Annotated in this window: 13 protein-coding genes; 6 read left to right on the top strand and 7 right to left on the bottom strand. The window is 66.2% G+C overall.

Going from position 1 to position 16,528, the window contains the following annotated elements; all coding sequences use genetic code 11:
• Positions 1–1,085: 1,085 nt before the first annotated feature.
• The 3 genes from N3J91_07225 to N3J91_07215 all read left to right on the top strand — a co-directional run bounded on the left by N3J91_07225 (position 1,086) and on the right by N3J91_07215 (position 4,245).
• Positions 1,086–1,469: an ATP-binding protein gene (locus N3J91_07225; GenBank protein MCX8156221.1), complete on the top strand. Its 384-nt coding sequence runs from the start codon at positions 1,086–1,088 to the stop codon at positions 1,467–1,469.
• 254 nt (positions 1,470–1,723) lie between these two features.
• On the top strand, positions 1,724–3,676 hold the full coding sequence (locus N3J91_07220; protein ID MCX8156220.1) for a hypothetical protein: 1,953 nt from the start codon (positions 1,724–1,726) through the stop codon (positions 3,674–3,676).
• An 83-nt stretch (positions 3,677–3,759) separates the two neighbouring features.
• Positions 3,760–4,245, top strand: coding sequence for a PAS domain-containing protein (locus N3J91_07215; protein MCX8156219.1), 486 nt, complete (start codon positions 3,760–3,762; stop codon positions 4,243–4,245).
• A gap of 9 nt (positions 4,246–4,254) precedes the next feature.
• Here N3J91_07215 and N3J91_07210 read toward each other — a convergent pair whose 3' ends face one another.
• The 3 genes from N3J91_07210 to N3J91_07200 form a co-directional block, all read right to left on the bottom strand.
• Entirely contained in the window at positions 4,255–4,671 is a 417-nt protein-coding gene (locus N3J91_07210; protein MCX8156218.1) for a biopolymer transporter ExbD, read from the bottom strand.
• A 6-nt stretch (positions 4,672–4,677) separates the two neighbouring features.
• Positions 4,678–5,274: a MotA/TolQ/ExbB proton channel family protein gene (locus N3J91_07205; GenBank protein ID MCX8156217.1), complete on the bottom strand. Its 597-nt coding sequence runs from the start codon at positions 5,272–5,274 to the stop codon at positions 4,678–4,680.
• A 92-nt stretch (positions 5,275–5,366) separates the two neighbouring features.
• Positions 5,367–6,521 carry a hypothetical protein gene (locus N3J91_07200; GenBank protein MCX8156216.1) on the bottom strand — a complete coding sequence of 385 codons (1,155 nt, stop codon included), beginning with the start codon at positions 6,519–6,521 and terminating at the stop codon, positions 5,367–5,369.
• Between the two features lie 81 nt (positions 6,522–6,602).
• Between N3J91_07200 and N3J91_07195 the strand changes: the two genes are divergently transcribed.
• Complete coding sequence (locus tag N3J91_07195; GenBank protein MCX8156215.1) at positions 6,603–7,583, top strand: sugar phosphate isomerase/epimerase; 981 nt, start codon at positions 6,603–6,605, stop codon at positions 7,581–7,583.
• A 3-nt stretch (positions 7,584–7,586) separates the two neighbouring features.
• Here the strand turns inward: N3J91_07195 and N3J91_07190 are convergent, their stop codons facing one another.
• On the bottom strand, positions 7,587–9,974 hold the full coding sequence (locus tag N3J91_07190) for a heavy metal translocating P-type ATPase (protein MCX8156214.1): 2,388 nt from the start codon (positions 9,972–9,974) through the stop codon (positions 7,587–7,589).
• 161 nt (positions 9,975–10,135) lie between these two features.
• On the opposite strand from N3J91_07190, the gene N3J91_07185 reads away from it, so the two are divergent.
• Both N3J91_07185 and N3J91_07180 read left to right on the top strand, forming a co-directional pair.
• Positions 10,136–10,939: an ABC-2 family transporter protein gene (locus N3J91_07185; GenBank protein ID MCX8156213.1), complete on the top strand. Its 804-nt coding sequence runs from the start codon at positions 10,136–10,138 to the stop codon at positions 10,937–10,939.
• Between the two features lie 13 nt (positions 10,940–10,952).
• Positions 10,953–11,843, top strand: a complete 891-nt coding sequence (locus N3J91_07180; GenBank protein ID MCX8156212.1) for a nucleotide excision repair endonuclease — start codon at positions 10,953–10,955, stop codon at positions 11,841–11,843.
• Positions 11,844–11,865: 22 nt separating this feature from the next.
• Here the strand turns inward: N3J91_07180 and gatB are convergent, their stop codons facing one another.
• The 3 genes from gatB to N3J91_07165 all read right to left on the bottom strand — a co-directional run bounded on the left by gatB (position 11,866) and on the right by N3J91_07165 (position 16,523).
• Positions 11,866–13,293 (bottom strand): Asp-tRNA(Asn)/Glu-tRNA(Gln) amidotransferase subunit GatB, encoded by a 1,428-nt coding sequence (gene gatB / locus N3J91_07175; protein MCX8156211.1) that lies wholly within the window; start codon positions 13,291–13,293, stop codon positions 11,866–11,868.
• Positions 13,294–13,465: 172 nt separating this feature from the next.
• A complete protein-coding gene (araA, locus tag N3J91_07170) occupies positions 13,466–14,977 on the bottom strand; it encodes an L-arabinose isomerase (GenBank protein ID MCX8156210.1) in 1,512 nt (503 codons plus the stop codon).
• Between the two features lie 151 nt (positions 14,978–15,128).
• Complete coding sequence (locus N3J91_07165; protein ID MCX8156209.1) at positions 15,129–16,523, bottom strand: TrpB-like pyridoxal phosphate-dependent enzyme; 1,395 nt, start codon at positions 16,521–16,523, stop codon at positions 15,129–15,131.
• Positions 16,524–16,528: the final 5 nt, after the last annotated feature.

The raw sequence follows: 16,528 nt of genomic DNA, 5'->3' as shown, positions 1-16,528 counted from the left end.
CAACCCAGCCAACGGTTAATGTCAGCAGCCCGCGCAACGGCGCGTGGGAGCGCGGGTATTTTGCCTGGTTGCTTTCCGGCGCGGTGTTCCTCGTTTTCGCCGCCGCCACCCTGCTGGTCACCTGGCAGTTGCGCCAATCCCTCCGCCAGCAGTTGGTCGCTCGTGACGCCGAGATTCTGCAGGCGGTGGTGTGGATGGAGCACCGCGAGAACCTTACCCCCGGCCAGCCACCGCCCGTCCCCCTGACCGATCCAGCGGAACAGGCGGCCGTCCTGCTCCGCGCCTCCCAGCTCAAGGGCGTGCTCGCCGTCCGCCTCTTCGACACCAACGGCCAGTTTGTCGTCTCCTTTCCCCCTTCGGTGCGGGAAACCCGCCTCACCGAGCAGGAGCTAGCCTCCCTCCAACGCCTGCAATTTCTCAGCCGCTATTACGACGCCGCCCGCCTGGAAGCATTGTTCATCCCGCAAAACGACACTCCAGCCAGCCCCGCCCCGGCGCCTCTGTTGGAGATTTTCATCCCCCTGGCTGAACCGGACCGGCCCGTCCTGCTGGGCGTGGCCCAGTTCTACCTCGATGGCCGCCCGTTGCAGCAAAAATACCGCGCGCAGGACCGCCATCTGGCCAGCCAGACCGCCGTCGTGCTGGCCGTGGGCGCCCTGATGATCCTGGGCGGCCTAGGCACCGCCCTGCGCCACCTGCAAAAACAGCATCAAACCCTGCTGGCCTTGACCGAACGCCTCGCCCGCGCCAATCAGGAACTGACCCTCGCCGCCAAGACTTCCGCTGTCGGCGCCGTGGCGGCCCACTTGATCCACGGCCTGAAGAGTCCCCTCTACGGCTTGCACAACCTCCTCCTCAGCGGCGCCCTCGGCAAACATCCCTCCCGTGAACCCGCCTGGCAGGCCGCCCTGGAGACCACCCGCCAGTTGCAGGACATGATCCAGCAAACCGCCCGCCTCCTGCAGCAGGACGCCGAAGTCTCCCCCGCGGGCGAGACCCGCCTCCAAGAACTGGTGGAATTGCTCCGCTGCCGCCTGGAGTCCCTGCTCACCACCGGCCAGGTCAAACTCCACCTGCGCAACGACGTGGACGCCCGCCTCTCCAGCCGGGAGGCCGCCCTGGTGGCCCTCATCCTGGAAAACCTCTTGCGCAACGCCATCCAGGCCAGCGCCCCCGGCCAGCTCGTCGAGCTGCGCCTCCGCGGCCAGGGCGGAGAGGTCCTGTGTGAAGTGCGCGATCAAGGCCCCGGCCTGCCGGAAAACCTGCGCCCCCAAGTCTTTGCCCCCTGCGTGTCCACCAAACCCGGCGGCATGGGCATCGGCCTGGCCATCAGCAAACAACTGGCCAATCACCTCGGCGCGCGCCTGGAGCTGGTCTCCACCTCCCCCGCCGGCACGGTGTTTGTGCTTGCCCTCCCCACCACGCCGTTGCCCACCTCTCCCACCAGCCGTCATTTGCCGTTGGCGTAATCACCCGGCCTCCATTAAATTGAGGGCAGTGGCAGGCCCTGGTCCCGCCCCAGTTTATGCTGTCCCTCCCGTGGGCAACCTGCGGGTGTTCAACCCGCTCGCGCGAACTTTGCCGCCGGCTGATGCGCTGGCTGGGCAGGGCGGCGTTGCTGCTGTGCCTGACAACCGGAGCTCCTGCGCTCCGGGCCGCTGATCCCTTCGCCCCCCGTTGGCGGTGGTCCCTGCCCCAGCCGCATGGCGCGCATGTTTATGACATGGCCTATGGCCTCGGCCTCACCGTGCAGGTGGGCGAACGCGGCCAGCTCTACACCAGCGAAGACCTCGTCTATTGGGAACCGCAATACACCCGCACCGACAAGGCCCTGCTGGCTGTCACTTTCTTCAACAACCGCCTCATCGCCGCCGGCGAAAACGGCACGGTCATCTACGCCGACTCCCTGGCCGACTTCCGCCTCGTGGACCTTGGCACCTCCGACTGGCTCATGGGCGCCGCCGCTTCCGGCAACGGCGTGGTGCTGGTGGGTGACAACGCCGCCTTGTACCTCAGCAGCGACGGCGCCACCTGGACACGGCAATCGCCCCCCGCCGGCTTCACCGGCTGGCTCCGGCACGTCACCTTCGGCAAAAACCTCTTTGTCGCGGTCGGCGAAAACGGCGCCATCCTCACCAGCAACAATGGCCGGCTCTGGAAAAGAGAAACCAGCGGCGTCACCCAGCACCTGAACCGCGTGGCCTTCCTCAATGACACCTTTGTGGCCGCCGGCGAGCAGGGCGTCCTGCTGACCAGCGCCAACGGCTCCTCATGGCAGGTGGCCTCCTCGCCCGGCGTCACCAACACCTGGTTTGCCCTTGCCGGCGTCACCAATGAGCTCCTGGCGGCCGGCCAGGGTCAATTACGGCACCGGCGCGGCCTCGCCGCGTGGACCGATGAAACCAGCCCCGGAAAATCCAATGCCGCGCCAGCCTGGACTTATTACTCCGCCGTGCATGATGGCACGCTCTACCTCGTGGCCGGCCGCTCGGGCATGATGGTGGAGGGCGTGGCCGAGGCCAACCAGCCCCTGCGCTGGATTCACCGTTTCCCGGGGCCGCGCCACTGGTTGTGGGATTTGTGCCGGGCTGGCGAGATTTACACCGCCGTGGGCGACCGCGCCACCATCCTCACCAGCAGCGACGGCGTGCAATGGAGCCTGGAAGCCGTGCCCCCCACGGCCACCAACGCCATCCTGCTGGGCGTCGCCGGCTCCTCCAACCGCCTGGTGGCCGTCGGAAACCAGGGCGCCGTCCTCCTCAGCGAAGGTTACCTGACCAACATCCTGGCCACCAACCTGCAGGGGCGGCTGGTGACCAACACGGCCACCACCCTGGGCATTTTCTGGCGGGAACTGCCCCAGCGTTTGACCACCAACGATCTGCAGGCCGTCGCTCTCCGCGGCCAGGAAATCATCGTGGCCGGCGGCAACGGCGTCCTCTTTCACAGCCCCGATGGCGGCCAAACCTGGCAACAGCGTGCCACCCCCGTCCCCCACTTTCTCTCCGGCGCCGCGGCGTACCCTGGCGGCTGGGTGGTGGTGGGCGATCGCGGCACGCTGTTGACCAGCGCCGATGGCATTCAATGGAGCGCCCAGCCCACCGGCCGGACCAATTGGATTTTTCGCGTCCGCTGGGTGGAAGACCGGCTCGCCGCCGTGGGCCAGGGCGGGCTGCTCCTGTTCAGCACCAATGGCCTGAACTGGACCCCCCAGGCCACCGGCGTCACCACCTGGTTGAATGATGTCACCCGCGTCGGCGGCATCTGGTATGTCGTCGGCAACCAGGGCACCGTGCTGGCCAGCACCAACGGACACGCCTGGATCAACGTCGGCACCCTCACCCAGAAATCCCTTTTCGGCGCCGCCACCCAGGCCGGCCAGCTCGTCGTCGCCGGCGTCGAAGGCGCCCTCCTCCGGGCACAAATTGTCCCGCGCACCAACCCGCCCGTCTTTGTGCGTTTCACCGTCACCGCCCCCACCAATGCCACCGTGCGGCGGCTGTTTCTCATGGCGGGCGAAACCGACCAGCGCATCCTGATTGAGCGTTCCCTTGACCTGCGCACCTGGACCAACGGCCCGGCCGTGGAATTGCTGGACCCCTCCGGCACCGTCCTGGTGGTGGATGATGCCCCCCGCCAGGCCCGCGAGTTCTTCCGCGCCCGGCTGCAACCCTGACCCCACGCCCCTGCAAGGCCGGCCATTTGGCAGTTCGTCTCCGGCTGTGTTACATTGCAGCGTAACCATAAACCAGTGGCCACATGAATCCAGTGTCGCAACCGGTTTTTGTACGCTCAGACCTCTTCCGCGAAGTCTTCGAGGGTTTCCCCCACGCCCTGCTGATCATGGACGAGCGCCTGCGCATCCTTCACCTCAACCGCGCCGCCGCCACCCTCAGCGGCACCGAGCGCAAAGCCATGCTTTACCGCCAGAATGGCGATGCCTTCCACTGCGTCCATGCCGGGGAGCATCCCGAGGGCTGCGGCCATGCGCCCGCCTGTGCCAAATGCGCCGTCAGGCAAAGCGTGGAGGAGGTGCTCGCCGGCCGGCCCGTGGTGCAGCGCAATCATCATGCACTGCTGGGCGCCCATGGGCATGTGCGGGAGCTCCATCTGCGCCTGACCGCCTCCGCCCTGCGCCACGATGGCGAGCTCCTGGCGCTGGTGATGCTCGAGGACACCCACGCCCCGCCTCCCATGCCGTGGTTGAACACGGCCAAGACCATCCTGCACCAGGCCCCCCTCTAACCTCCGGCCTCAGGGGCTGCGCACGTGGGCGCTCAGATTGGTCAGGCGCGCCTCACGCGCCGCATCCATTACGCGCACGATCTGCTCGAAGGGCGCCAGTGCATCCGCGCGAATCGCCACCCCCGGCGGCGGCTGGCGCGCGGCCTGGCTGGCAAACTCCTTGCGCAACTGATCCAGGGTCACCGCCATCCCGTTGTACCGCAAATAGGGCGCCTGCTTGTCCACCTCCACCAGCAACACCGTCCCGGACTCCGACACCCCCGCCTGCGCCTGCCGGGATTCCGGCAGCGTCAGCCGCAGCGAGGGCTGCTGGTTTTTGAACGTGGTGGTCACAATCAGGAAAATCAGCAGAACGATCAAAATGTCAATCAGCGCCACGATGATGATCGTGGGCGCGTGTCGGCGGCGATGGGTGATGAATTGCATGACGCCTCAACCCGGACCGCGGCGCAGGTATTGCCGCCGCAAAAACTCGGTGCACAAACTTTCCATCTCCACGGCCATGGCCTGGATTTTGGCATTGTAGTAACTCCACGCAATCAGCGCTGGAATGGCGATCAACAGCCCCAGCAGCGTGGCCGTCAGAATGACCGAAATGCCCTTGGCCAGCTCGGTGCTCTGGATGATTTCACTGCTGCCCAGCGTCCCAAAGAGGCTCATCAACCCAAACACCGTCCCCACCAGCCCCAGCAGCGGCGCTATGCCCACGGTGATTTCCAGAATCACCAGCCCCCGCTCCAACCCCACAATCTCCTGCCGCGCCTGCGTCTGCACCGCCTCCGCGTTTTCGTCCTTGGGCCATTCCAGATGCTGCGCGGCCACCTGTACCAGCCGGCTGAGGCTTGAGGGCTTTTGCTGGCAGATCTTCAACAGCATCCCCAAATCTTGGGGGCCGTGGCAGTTCTGCAGCGCCGCCACCACCTCGGCCGGCACCACGCGGCTCCGCCGCAGGGCCAGCCCGCGTTCAACGATGACCGTCCCCCCCACCAGCGAGGTCAACAACAACAATCCCAAAAAGATCAGTTCCATGAATCTCCAAACTGGCCGCGCAGGACGTCCCGCCGCCCCCCGCGCCCACCTGTTACTTAAGGGTAAGCGCCAGTGGCCGCAAGCAAATTGCCCTAATCATAATAAAAGGTGAATCGCACCTTCCGCACCCCTCCTTGAAACAGCCGCTGCATTTCCGGCGGCCACTTCGCATATGGCGCCGGATCCGTGATGGCCATCTGGCACAAGGACGCCAAAAAATCCCCCACCGTGCTTTCCACCAGCTCCACATCGCTCACCCGGCCCGAGGCGTGCAGTTGGAAATCCACCACCACCATCCCCCGCCGATCCCCGGAATACCGGGACCGCTCCAGCAGGTCGTACCACCGCTGCTGCACCGCCGCCACGATCATCGCATCATACGCCCCAAAGGGCGTCGCCCGGGCATCCAGAGCTGAAAGGGACAGCCGGTTTTTCACCCCGCCCTCCTGTTTCATCTTCTGTCCGGCAATCGTGTTGTCCTGCATCCGCGCCCGCGCCTCCACCAGCGTGCGCGCCCGCGCCGGCGGCGTGGCCGGCCGCTCCGGCCCCGGCTCGGCGGGCGGGCGGGGCGGCGCGGCGGGGAGCACCCGCTCCGTGGGCCGGGCCATGGCCAGATTCCCCGGCGGCTGGCGCTCCGCCGGCGGCCGCGGCTCGGAGGGTGGCGCGGTGGCCGGCTGCAATGGTTGCGCCTGCTCGGCCTCCGGCGCCTCCTCCGCCGGCTGCCGGTCCGGCGGCCGCGGCTGCACATTCTGCTGCGGCTGCGGCTGCAGGCGCGTGGGCTCGGTGTCCACCGCCCGCGGGATGCGCGTCTGCCGGCCGTCAATGTTGGGCTGGTCGGATTCTCTCTTGATCTCGGGATTCGCCGCGCGCGAATTTTTATCGCTGTAGTACCGCGCATTCGGCGGCTCCTCCGCCGTGGCCGCCAGCGGATCCACCGGCACGAACACCTGCGGCGGCGGCCGGGGAAGGATGATGGCCAGCTCCCGCGCCTCCAGCCGGGGGGTGGTTTTCTTGTCTTCCGGTTTGGGCGTGGGCATGAGCCATTTCATCAGCACGGCCGGCAGGTTGGAGGGTTTGGGCGTCAGAGCAGCCATGACTTTCTCGTAGCCCGTCCAATGCCACGCCTTCACCATGCGGTAGCCCCCATACAGCACCAGATGCACCAAAAGCGACACCACCGCCGCCATCGCCAGCGCGCGGCTGGCCACGGGGCGCAACCCACCGACGGTGTCCGCCTGTCCATTCATTGCCGGTTAACACTGCCTCAACTCGTTCGACGGGACAACGGGAGATTTGCTTCAGCGCCGCCCCAGGTATAAGATGCCCCCATGAACATGACCCCTGCTCCCCATGGCATGGCTCGCCGCAACTTCCTGCAACACGCGGCCCTCGCGGCCGCCGCTGCCGCCCTCCCCACCGCCGCCGCCCGCGCGGCCGCGCCCACCCCCCCCGCCCCCAAAGTCAAGCTGGGCATCTCCAGTTATTCTTACTGGCATTTTCGCACGCCCAAGGTCCCCATTGAAACAGTGATTGAAAAGGCCGGCGCCCTCGGCGCCCCGGCGGTGGACATCCTGCACCGCCAGATGGACATCCCCGAGCGCGAGCCGCTCACCGCCGCGCACCGCGCCTATTTGCGCCGTCTCAAACGCCACGCCTTCCGGCATGGCGTGGCGCTCATCGCGCTCTCCATTCACCAGGATTTCGTGGACCCCGATCCCGCCTTCCTCAAGCAGCAGGTGGAGCACACCCACAAATGCCTTGAAATCGCCGCCGAGCTGGGCGTGCCCTGCATCCGCCTCAACAGCGGCCGCTGGAACACCATCCAGGACTTTGACGCCCTGATGAAGGCCCGGGGCGTGGAGCCAATCCTTCCCGGCCACACCGAGGAGGAGGGCTTCAAATGGTGCGCCGAGTGCATCGCCCAGTGCCTTCCCAAGGCCGAACAGCACGGCGTCATCCTCGCCCTGGAAAACCACTGGGGCCTCACCAGCACCCCCGCCGGCCAGTTGCGACTCCTCCAGCAATTCGATTCTCCCTGGCTGGGCGCGCTCATGGACACCGGCAACTTCCTCGAAGACCCCTACGACAAACTGCGCCAGATCGCCCCGCGCACCGTCTTTGTCCAGGCCAAAACTTACTTCGGCGGCGGCGAGTGGTACACCCTGGATTTGGATTACCGGCGCATCGCCGCCATTCTCGCCGAAGTCCACTACCACGGCTATGTGTCCATTGAATTCGAGGGCAAGGCCCCCGCGGATGAAGGCGTGCCCCGCAGCCTGGCCCTCCTGCGCGAGGCCTTCCAGTTGTAAGGCTCACCGTCTCCCGTCCCGCCTCCCCGGCGCCCGCTCTAGACCGGCGAAACCGGCGCCCCCGGGCTGGCGCTGCAGCAGCAACCGCAGGCTGTTGAGCACCACGATCACCGTGCTGCCCTCGTGCCCCACCACGCCCACCGTCAGCGGTATCGTGCCCCATATCGCGCACACCACCAGCACCACCACCGTCCCCAGCGAAATAATAAGATTTTGCCGGATCACCTGCCGCGCCCGCCGGCTCAGTTGATAAGCCGTGTGGAAATTCTCCAGCCGGTCATGCATCAACACCACCTCCGCCTGCTCCAGCGCGGCGTCTGAACCGCGCGCCCCCATCGCCACGCCCACATCCGCCGCCGCCAGGCTCGGCGCGTCGTTCACCCCGTCCCCCACCATCGCCACCCGCCGCCCCTGCCGGGTCAGCTCCACGATCGCCGCCACTTTCTGCTCCGGCTTCAATTCGGCCCGCACATCGTCCAAACCCAGCTCCTCCTGCAACTGCCGCGCCGCCGCCTGCCGGTCCCCCGTCAATACCACCGTCTGCAATCCCTCCGCCCGCAACTGGCGAATCACCTCCCGCGCCGCCGGACGCACGTCGTCCCGCAACAAAATCCGCCCCACCAGCCCATCCCGGCAAACCCACACCTCCGAATGACTGGTGTCGGTGGGTGGCGCCTGCGCCACAATGGCGCCCGCCGGCCCCTCCGCCAGCCATTCGCGCCGGCCCAGCCGCACCTCGACACCGTTCAACCGCGCCTGCAGCCCCAGCCCGGTGTGCGAGGTGAAGTCCTCCAGCTCCAGCGGCTGCAATTGCATCCGCTTGCCGTGCGCCGTGATCGCCCGCGCCAGCGGATGATGCGAGAGACGCTCCAACGAATACGCCAGTTGCGCCACCTCCGCCTCGCGGCCGGGCGGAAAACTCTCAATGCGATCCACCCGCAGCTCCCCCGTGGTCAAAGTGCCCGTCTTGTCCAGCGCCACCACCTGAATGCCCGCCAGATTCTCCACCGCCGCGCCGCCCCGGAACAGAATGCCCCGCCGCGCCGCCCACGCAATGGCCGCCAGCACCGCCGAGGGGATGGACAACACCAGCGCGCACGGCGAGGCCACCACCAGCAGCGTCATCGCCCGGTAAAAGGCGCTGCGCGTTTCCCCGGCGGACTTGAAGGGCGGCAGCCCCAGGCCCAGCCACCACACGAAAAACATCACCAAACACAGCCCCAGCACGGCATAGGTGTAACCGGTCCCGAATTTGTCCGTGAACCGCTGCGAGGGCGCCTTGAGATGTTGCGCCTGCTGGATCAGTTCAATGATTTTTTGCAACGCGCTCTGGCTGGCCGGCCGCAACACCGTCACCTCCACCCCGCCCCACAAATTCAGCGTGCCCGCCAGCACGGTGTCCCCCACCGCCTTGGGCACCGGCGTGGCCTCGCCCGTCAAATTGGATTCATCGGCCGCCGTGCTGCCTTTGATCACCTCGGCATCCACCGGAAATTGCTCGCCAGGTTTGATGAGCAGCCGCTGCCCGGCCTGCAATTGCTCCACCGGCACCGTCTGCTCCCGCCCTTGGGCATCCAGCACCACCGCCGTTTTCGGCGCGGTGCGAAACAGGCTGCGAATCTCCCGCTGCGTGCGGCCCAGAGCGTAATGCTCCAGCGCCCCGGAGAAGGAAAAAAGAAACAGCAGCGTCGCGCCCTCCCCCCAGTGGCCAATGGCCGCGCTGCCCACCGCCACCGCGAGCATCAGAAAATGCACATCCAGCACCCCTTTTTGCAGCCGCTCCCATACCTCGTGCGCGTTAAACCAGGAGCCCGCCACATACGCCAGCAGGTACAGCAGCACCCCCACGGCCTCGCTGGAGGAACCCGCCCAGCCCTGGCTCTGGATCAAGTATCCCCCCAGCGCCAGCAGCCCGCAGAGCACCGCCGCCACCATCTGCCCCCGCCATTCCGATTCATCAATCTCCTCGGCCAGCTCCACCTCCCGCGGCACCAGCCGCGGCAGCGGCCATTGCCGCCACCGCCAAAACCGCGGCGCCGTGGGACACGTCACCCGCGCCACGATCGTCTCCTCGGGGCGGTGCTCCACCTTCAGGTGCGGCGGCAGCACGGGCTGGGGCTCCCGACACTGCTGACAATCGGCGCTCCGCTCTTGCAACAGGCAACAAGCATCGCCCTCCTGCTCCTGGAGCCGCTGCACTTCCTCCGTCAGCCGCCGCGCCGCGGCTTCGCTGGGGGCCTGGCCCATCCCCGCCACCGCCAGCGTGTGATCGGCCCGATTCACCTTCACCGCCTCGATGGTGGGATCCTTTTGCATGGCCTCACCCACCACCTGCAACAGACAATGCGAACCCGAACCTGCCGCCGCCGGCGGCTTGGACGTCTTGTTCATATTCCCAACTCCTTAAAACTAATCCCCTCCTGTCTCCTTGACCAGTGCATAGTTGCAACATTTACTCCCCTGCTTGTCTCGGCACTGCCCTGGGAAAACACCGCAAAGCAGGTGGATTTCCGCTTTGGGGGTCGGCGGCGAACGCGCTAATATCCCCGCCGATGGGCAAGTACTGGCAGGTGCTCCAAGTGGGCATCCAGAACACCCTGGTGTACCGGGTCAACTTTCTGTTTCGCGCCACCTTCGCGCTGGTGCCGCTCACCGCCATGGTCATGTTGTGGAAGACCATCTACGCCGGCGCCACCGGCGGCAGGGTGGGCGCGTATGACCTGGCCCAGATGATCTCCTATTACCTCCTGGTCACCGTCACCGACGCCCTCACCGCCGTCACCGAGGACGACTGGCAAATCGCCGCCGACATCAAGGACGGCCTCATCAGTCAATTCCTCCTCAAGCCCCTGGACTATCTCGGCTATCGCCTCAGTCTGTTTGTCGCAGGACGCCTCGTGTACACCGCCGTCGCCGCCGTGCCCGTCACGCTCTTCATCCTCTGGCATCGCCAGTATTTCGTGCTGCCGCCGGACTGGACCACCGCTCTGTGCTTCTTTGTCTCGCTCGTCCTGACCGCCCTGTTGAATTTCCTGACCTCCTTCACCATGGCCCTGCTGGCCTTCTGGGTGCTGGAGGTGGCCACCTTCATCTTCATCCTCTTTGCCTTTGAATACCTGGCCGGCGGCCATCTCTTCCCCCTGGACATCCTGCCGGCCGGCCTGGCCGGGGCGCTCATGTACACCCCCTTCCCCTACATGCTCTATTTTCCCATCAGTGTCTATCTGGGGCGCACCCAGCAGGAAGCCCTCTGGGGCGGCCTGGCCATGCAGGCCTTGTGGGTCATCGCGGCTTATGCCCTGGCCCGCCTCGTCTGGGCCCGCGGCATCCGCCGCTACGGCGCGGTGGGAGGATGATCCGCCACACACCATGCCCGCACGCACCGCCCGCCAGTTGACCCTGCTGCCCCCGCCCCACGTGTGGCAAACGCGCTTTGGCCCCGCCCTTTTCCGCCGCATCCCACCCCGCCCCGGCGTGTATCTGCTGGGGGATGCCCAGGGCCGCCTGATCTACGTGGGCAAAGCGGTCAACCTCCGCCGCCGCCTCCAAAGTTACCTGCACCTGCCCCTGGAGCGCTGCTCCCGCAAAACCGCCCGCCTCCTCCGCGCAACCCGCGCCATCTCCTGGGAAGTGCTGCCCGACCACGCCGCCGCCCTGCTGCGCGAAAACGAACTGCTGCGGCTGTTCAAACCCCGCTTCAACCTGCTCAACACCCGCCCCGAGCACTACGGCCGCGTGAGTCTCAACCTCACTCCGCACGGCCAGCTCATCCTGCGCTGGGGATGCGGCCGGCCGCTGCCGCACGAGCCCGGCCCGTGGTACGGCGCGTTCAAAGGCCTCGTGCGTGTGCGCGAATGCCTGCGCGCCTGCTTCCGCCTGGCCGTCTGTCTCACGGCCGGCCCCTCTTCCTTGCACGAGCTGCCCCCGCTGGCGTACCGGGAAAAATTGCCGCCCCAAATCCCCCTCCCTCATCCCCTGCCGCCGCCTTTGCAGGAGCTTTCCCTGTGGCAGGATTTTTTTGCCGGACACGATGCCCGCCTGCTGGATCAGCTCGCGGCGGCCCTGCCCGCGGCTTTAAGCCCCGCCTGGCAGCGCGTGGTGGAAGGCGACTTGAAGCGGTTGCGCGCCTTCCACGCCGCCGGCCCCCGGCGCAACCGGCTCCTCTGCGCCCGCGCCGGACTGGAAGGTTCCTGGCTTGCGCCCGAGGAGCTGGACGACCTCCTGGCCCTGGAGCTGGCCCAACGCCAGCCGGCGAGCTAGCCCCTCGCCGGTTGCCCCCGGCTTACTGGCCCTTCAACTTGCGCTCCAAAATCTCCCCCGCCAAACCCGGGTTGGCCTTCCCCTTGCTGAGCTTCATCACGTACCCTTTCAAGGCATTCAGCGCGGCGGCCTTGCCCGCGCGATAATCGGCCACGGCCCGCGGGTTGTCGGCAATGGCCTGGTCACACAGCGGCTCCAGGGCGGCGGCATCACTCACCTGGGCCAGCCCCTTTTGCTCCATGATCTGCGCCGGATCCTGCCCGGTGGTGAACATCTCCCCAAACACCTCCTGCGCCGCCTTGCTGCTCAGGCGGCCCGTCTCCACCAGCTCAATGAGCTTGAGCAGGGCCTCCGGCGCAAACCGCAGTTGCTCCAGCCCCACCCCGGCGGCGCTCATCTGGGCGCGCAGGTTGTTGATGACCCAGTTGGCCAGGGCCTTTTTATGGGCGGTTTTTCCCGCCAGCCGCTCGTAGTAGTCGGCCAGCGGTTTGTCGTTTTTGAACGTCTCCGCATCCGGGGCCGGCAGGGCATAATCCCGCATGAACCGTTGCTTGCGGGCCAGCGGCAGCTCCACCAACCGCGCCCGCACCTCCGCCAGCCACACCTCCGTGGGCACCAGGGGCATGAGATCCGGATCCGGAAAATAACGATAATCATGCGCCTCCTCCTTGGTGCGCATCGGCTCGGTGATCCCTGCCACATCATCCCAGCGGCGCGTTTCCTGGCGCAAAGTCCCCCCCGCCGCCAGCACCTCCCGCTGCCGCTGGATTTCATACTCCAGCGCCCGCCGCACCCCGCTGAAGGAATTCATGTTCTTGATCTCAATCTTCGCCCCCAGCGTCCCGCTGCCCCGGGGGCGGAGACTGACGTTGACATCGCACCGCACCATCCCTTTTTCCATGTCGCAGTCGCTCACCCCGCCCTGCATCAGCGTTTCCTTCAGGGCGTTCAGGTAGGCATACGCCATGTCCGCGCTGGTAATGTCCGGCTCGCTCACGATCTCCAGCAGCGGCACGCCGGCCCGGTTGAAGTCCACCCCGCTGAAGCGCTCAAAATGAAAACTCTTCCCCACGTCCTCCTCCAGATGGGCGCGCGTAATCCGCACCCGCTCAACGCGGCCCTCGAATTCAAAGTCCAGGTAACCGTGGCGCGTGGAGGGCAGATCATACTGCGTGATCTGATAATTCTTGGGCATGTCCGGATAGAAATAATTCTTCCGGTCAAACTTGGCCCGCGCGGGAATCTCACAATGCAGCAGCAGGCCGGTGAGCACCGTCAGCCGCAGGGCCTCCTCGTTGGCCACCGGCAGCACCCCCGGCAGCCCCAGGCACACGGGGCAGACATGCGTATTGGGCGGCGCGCCAAATTCATTGGCGCATCCGCACCACATCTTCGAGCGCGTTTTGAGCTGGACATGCGTCTCCAGGCCGATCACCGCTTCGTAATCCATACCGCTGCTCTTGTGCCATAAACGCGGCGGATTGAACACTGTTTAATGCAGGCCCACAGACCCCCTGCCTCCGCTTGCAGAAAACTCCGCGCCCCCCAGCGGCACCGGCCGGAGCCACAACGGAAAAGGCCGCCCCCCCCGGCCGGCCTTCCCCCCCAGTCCAGGACTCCGATTAACGCCCCAGCCCCTGACGCAGCGCGTAAGCCACGTCATTCCATTCCAACTCCTGCTTGAAGCGGCGCAGCCGCGTCTCGGCATCAATCACCACCACTTCCAGCCCGGCCATCGTGGCAAAGTCCTCCAGCATCTCGGTGGTCACCGCCTGGCTGAAGCCCGTGTGATGCGCCCCACCCGCATAAATCCACGCCGTGGCCGCCGTGGCCAGATCCGGTTTGGGCACCCACAACGCCCGCGCCACCGGCAGTTTGGGCAGCGGCTTTTTCGGTGGCACCACGTCCACCTCGTTGACCAGCAGCCGGAAACGGTTGCCCAGATCAATGATCGAGGCGTTCACGGCCGGCCCGGCCGGCGTGTCAAACACCAGCCGCACCGGATCCGCCTTCCCCCCAATCCCCAGCGGATGGATTTCCATCGAGGGTTTGCCTTTGGCAATGCTCGGACAGATCTCCAGCATGTGCGCCCCCAGCACCTGCATCGCGCGCGGCTCCAGATGATAGGTGTAATCCTCCATGAACGACGTGCCCCCTTTCAGCCCGGCGCTCATCACCTTCATCGCCCGCACCAGCGCCGCCGTCTTCCAGTCGCCCTCCGCCCCAAACCCATACCCCTCGGCCATGAGCCGTTGCACCGCGATGCCGGGCAACTGCTCCAAACCGTGCAAATCTTCAAACGTCGTCGTGAATCCCTTGAAGCCGCCCTCCTGCAGAAAAGCCCGCAAGCCCGCCTCAATCCGCGCCGCCTCCCGCAACGAGGAGCGCCGGGCGCCATTCTTGCGCAACGCCGGCGCCACCGTGTACGCCGCCTCATATTGCTCCACCAGCGCGTCCACTTCGGCCTCCCCGGCCGCGCGCACCCGCGCCACCAAATCCCCCACCCCGTAGCCATTGACCGAGTAGCCAAACTGGATCTCCGCCGCCACCTTGTCCCCCTCCGTCACCGCCACCTCCCGCATGTTGTCCCCAAACCGGCAGAACCGCGCCCCCTGCCAGTCCTGCCACGCCGCCGCCGCCCGGCACCATGCCCCAATCTGCGCCTGCACCCCGGCCGCCTGCCAGTGCCCGGTCACCACCTTCCGCTGCCGGCGCATCCGGCTCATGATAAAACCATGCTCGCGATCCCCGTGCGCCGCCTGATTCAAATTCATGAAATCCATGTCAATGGTGGCCCAGGGAATGTCCCGGTTGAACTGCGTGTGCAGGTGCAGGATCGGCTTGCGCAGCGCCTTCAACCCGTTGATCCACATCTTCGACGGCGAAAACGTGTGGCACCACGTGATCAATCCCACGCACTGCGGCGCCAAATTCGCCTGCTCCGCCAGCCGCAACACCTCCGCCGGCGACTTCACCACCGGCTGAAACACCACCCGCACCGGAATGGCCGGCGCCTTGTCCAACGCCCCCGCCACGGCCTGCGCATTGGCGGCCACCTGGCGCAACGCCTCGGGTCCATACAAATGCTGACTGCCCGTCACCAGCCAGACTTCCAGCGATTTAAGGTCGGTCATAATAATTAAGTTTGTTAAGTAATTCCCAAAAATCCCCGCCCCCCGCAAGCAAATAATTTCCGCCCGCCCACCTCACCCCCGGCCAGCAAAAAGGGGCATGCCGCGCATGCCCCCGGTGGCTTCAGCTCGTTTGGGCCGGCCCGCCGCCGGCTCAGCCCCACTTGCCCGTCTTGCGCACGGCGGGTTTGGGGAAGTGGTTGATCTTGGCCACCCACCGATCCAGGTCTTCCTGCGGCAGGCTGTAATCGGCCAGTTGTCCCTGGAAATACTTGTCGTATCCCACGAGATCCATCAGGCCATGCCCCGACCAGCAGAAGAGGATCACCTTCTCCTTGCCCTCCTCGCGGGCGCGGCGCGCCTCCTCCACCACGGCCGCAATGGCATGGGAGGTCTCCGGCGCCGGAATGTACCCCTCGGTCCGCGCCCAGAGCACCGCGGCCTCGTAGCATTTGGTTTGATGCACCGCCCGCGGCTTGATCAGGCCCTCAATGATGCCCTGGCTGATCAGCGGCGCAATGCCGTGATAACGCAGCCCGCCCGCGTGAATGGGCGGCGGCATGAATTCATGCCCCAGCGAGTGCATGGGCAGCAGCGGCGTCATGCCCGCCGTGTCGCCGTGGTCATACGCAAACGGCCCCCGGGTCATCGTCGGGCAGCTCTCCGGCTCCACCGGCACAATCTCGATGTTTTCCCCGTGGATCTTGTCGCACACAAACGGGAAGGCGATGCCGGCAAAATTCGAGCCGCCGCCGGCGCAACCGATGACCACATCCGGCTTCTTTTCGCCAGCCTTGGCCAGTTGTTTCTTGGCCTCCAGACCAATGATGGTCTGGTGCAGCATGACGTGATTGAGCACGCTGCCCAGGCTGTAGCGCGTCTTGCCCGTGGGATCGGTCACCGCCGCCTCCACCGCCTCGCTGATGGCGATGCCCAGCGAGCCGGGGCAGTCTGGGTCCTTTTCCAGAATGGCCCGCCCGGCGGCCGTCTCCCGCGAGGGACTGGCCACGCACTGGGCCCCCCAGGTGGCCATCATCAACTTGCGAAACGGCTTCTGGTCAAAACTGATCCGCACCATCCACACCTTGCACTCCAGCCCGATCAGCGAGCACGCAAACGCCAGCGCGCTGCCCCACTGGCCCGCGCCGGTCTCGGTGGTCATGCGGCGGATGCCGAACTGCTTGTTGTACCACGCCTGCGGAATGGCCGTGTTGGGCTTGTGACTGCCCGCCGGCGACACGCCCTCGTGCTTGTAGTAGATGCGGGCCGGCGTCTTCAACGCCTGCTCCAGCCGCACGGCGCGATACAGCGGCGTGGGCCGGTAAATGGCCAGCAGCTCCAGCACCTCCTCGGGAATGTCAATCCACCGCTGCGTGCTGACCTCCTGCTCGATGATGTTGTCCGGAAACACCGGGCGCAACCTCTCCGGCGGGACCGGTTTGCCGTCCGGCCCCAGCGGGGGCAGCATGGGGGTGGGCAGATCCGCCGCCAGGTTGTACCACTGGCGCGGCATTTCGTGTTCTTCCAGCAAGTATTTGATTTGTGCCATAAAAA

It is taken from the genome of Verrucomicrobiia bacterium (assembly GCA_026414565.1).
Taxonomy (GTDB): domain Bacteria; phylum Verrucomicrobiota; class Verrucomicrobiia; order Limisphaerales; family Fontisphaeraceae; genus Fontisphaera.
This window is presented reverse-complemented; position numbering and strand designations above follow the sequence as displayed.

Coding starts and splice junctions, on each gene's coding strand:
- N3J91_07205 (MCX8156217.1), bottom strand. CDS start 5,274: ATGGAACTGATCTTTTTGGGATTGTTGTTGTTGACCTCGCTGGTGGGG.
- N3J91_07185 (MCX8156213.1), top strand. CDS start 10,136: ATGGGCAAGTACTGGCAGGTGCTCCAAGTGGGCATCCAGAACACCCTG.
- N3J91_07180 (MCX8156212.1), top strand. CDS start 10,953: ATGCCCGCACGCACCGCCCGCCAGTTGACCCTGCTGCCCCCGCCCCAC.
- N3J91_07165 (MCX8156209.1), bottom strand. CDS start 16,523: ATGGCACAAATCAAATACTTGCTGGAAGAACACGAAATGCCGCGCCAG.
- N3J91_07195 (MCX8156215.1), top strand. CDS start 6,603: ATGAACATGACCCCTGCTCCCCATGGCATGGCTCGCCGCAACTTCCTG.
- N3J91_07215 (MCX8156219.1), top strand. CDS start 3,760: ATGAATCCAGTGTCGCAACCGGTTTTTGTACGCTCAGACCTCTTCCGC.
- gatB (MCX8156211.1), bottom strand. CDS start 13,293: ATGGATTACGAAGCGGTGATCGGCCTGGAGACGCATGTCCAGCTCAAA.
- N3J91_07190 (MCX8156214.1), bottom strand. CDS start 9,974: ATGAACAAGACGTCCAAGCCGCCGGCGGCGGCAGGTTCGGGTTCGCAT.
- araA (MCX8156210.1), bottom strand. CDS start 14,977: ATGACCGACCTTAAATCGCTGGAAGTCTGGCTGGTGACGGGCAGTCAG.
- N3J91_07210 (MCX8156218.1), bottom strand. CDS start 4,671: ATGCAATTCATCACCCATCGCCGCCGACACGCGCCCACGATCATCATC.
- N3J91_07200 (MCX8156216.1), bottom strand. CDS start 6,521: ATGAATGGACAGGCGGACACCGTCGGTGGGTTGCGCCCCGTGGCCAGC.
- N3J91_07220 (MCX8156220.1), top strand. CDS start 1,724: ATGGCCTATGGCCTCGGCCTCACCGTGCAGGTGGGCGAACGCGGCCAG.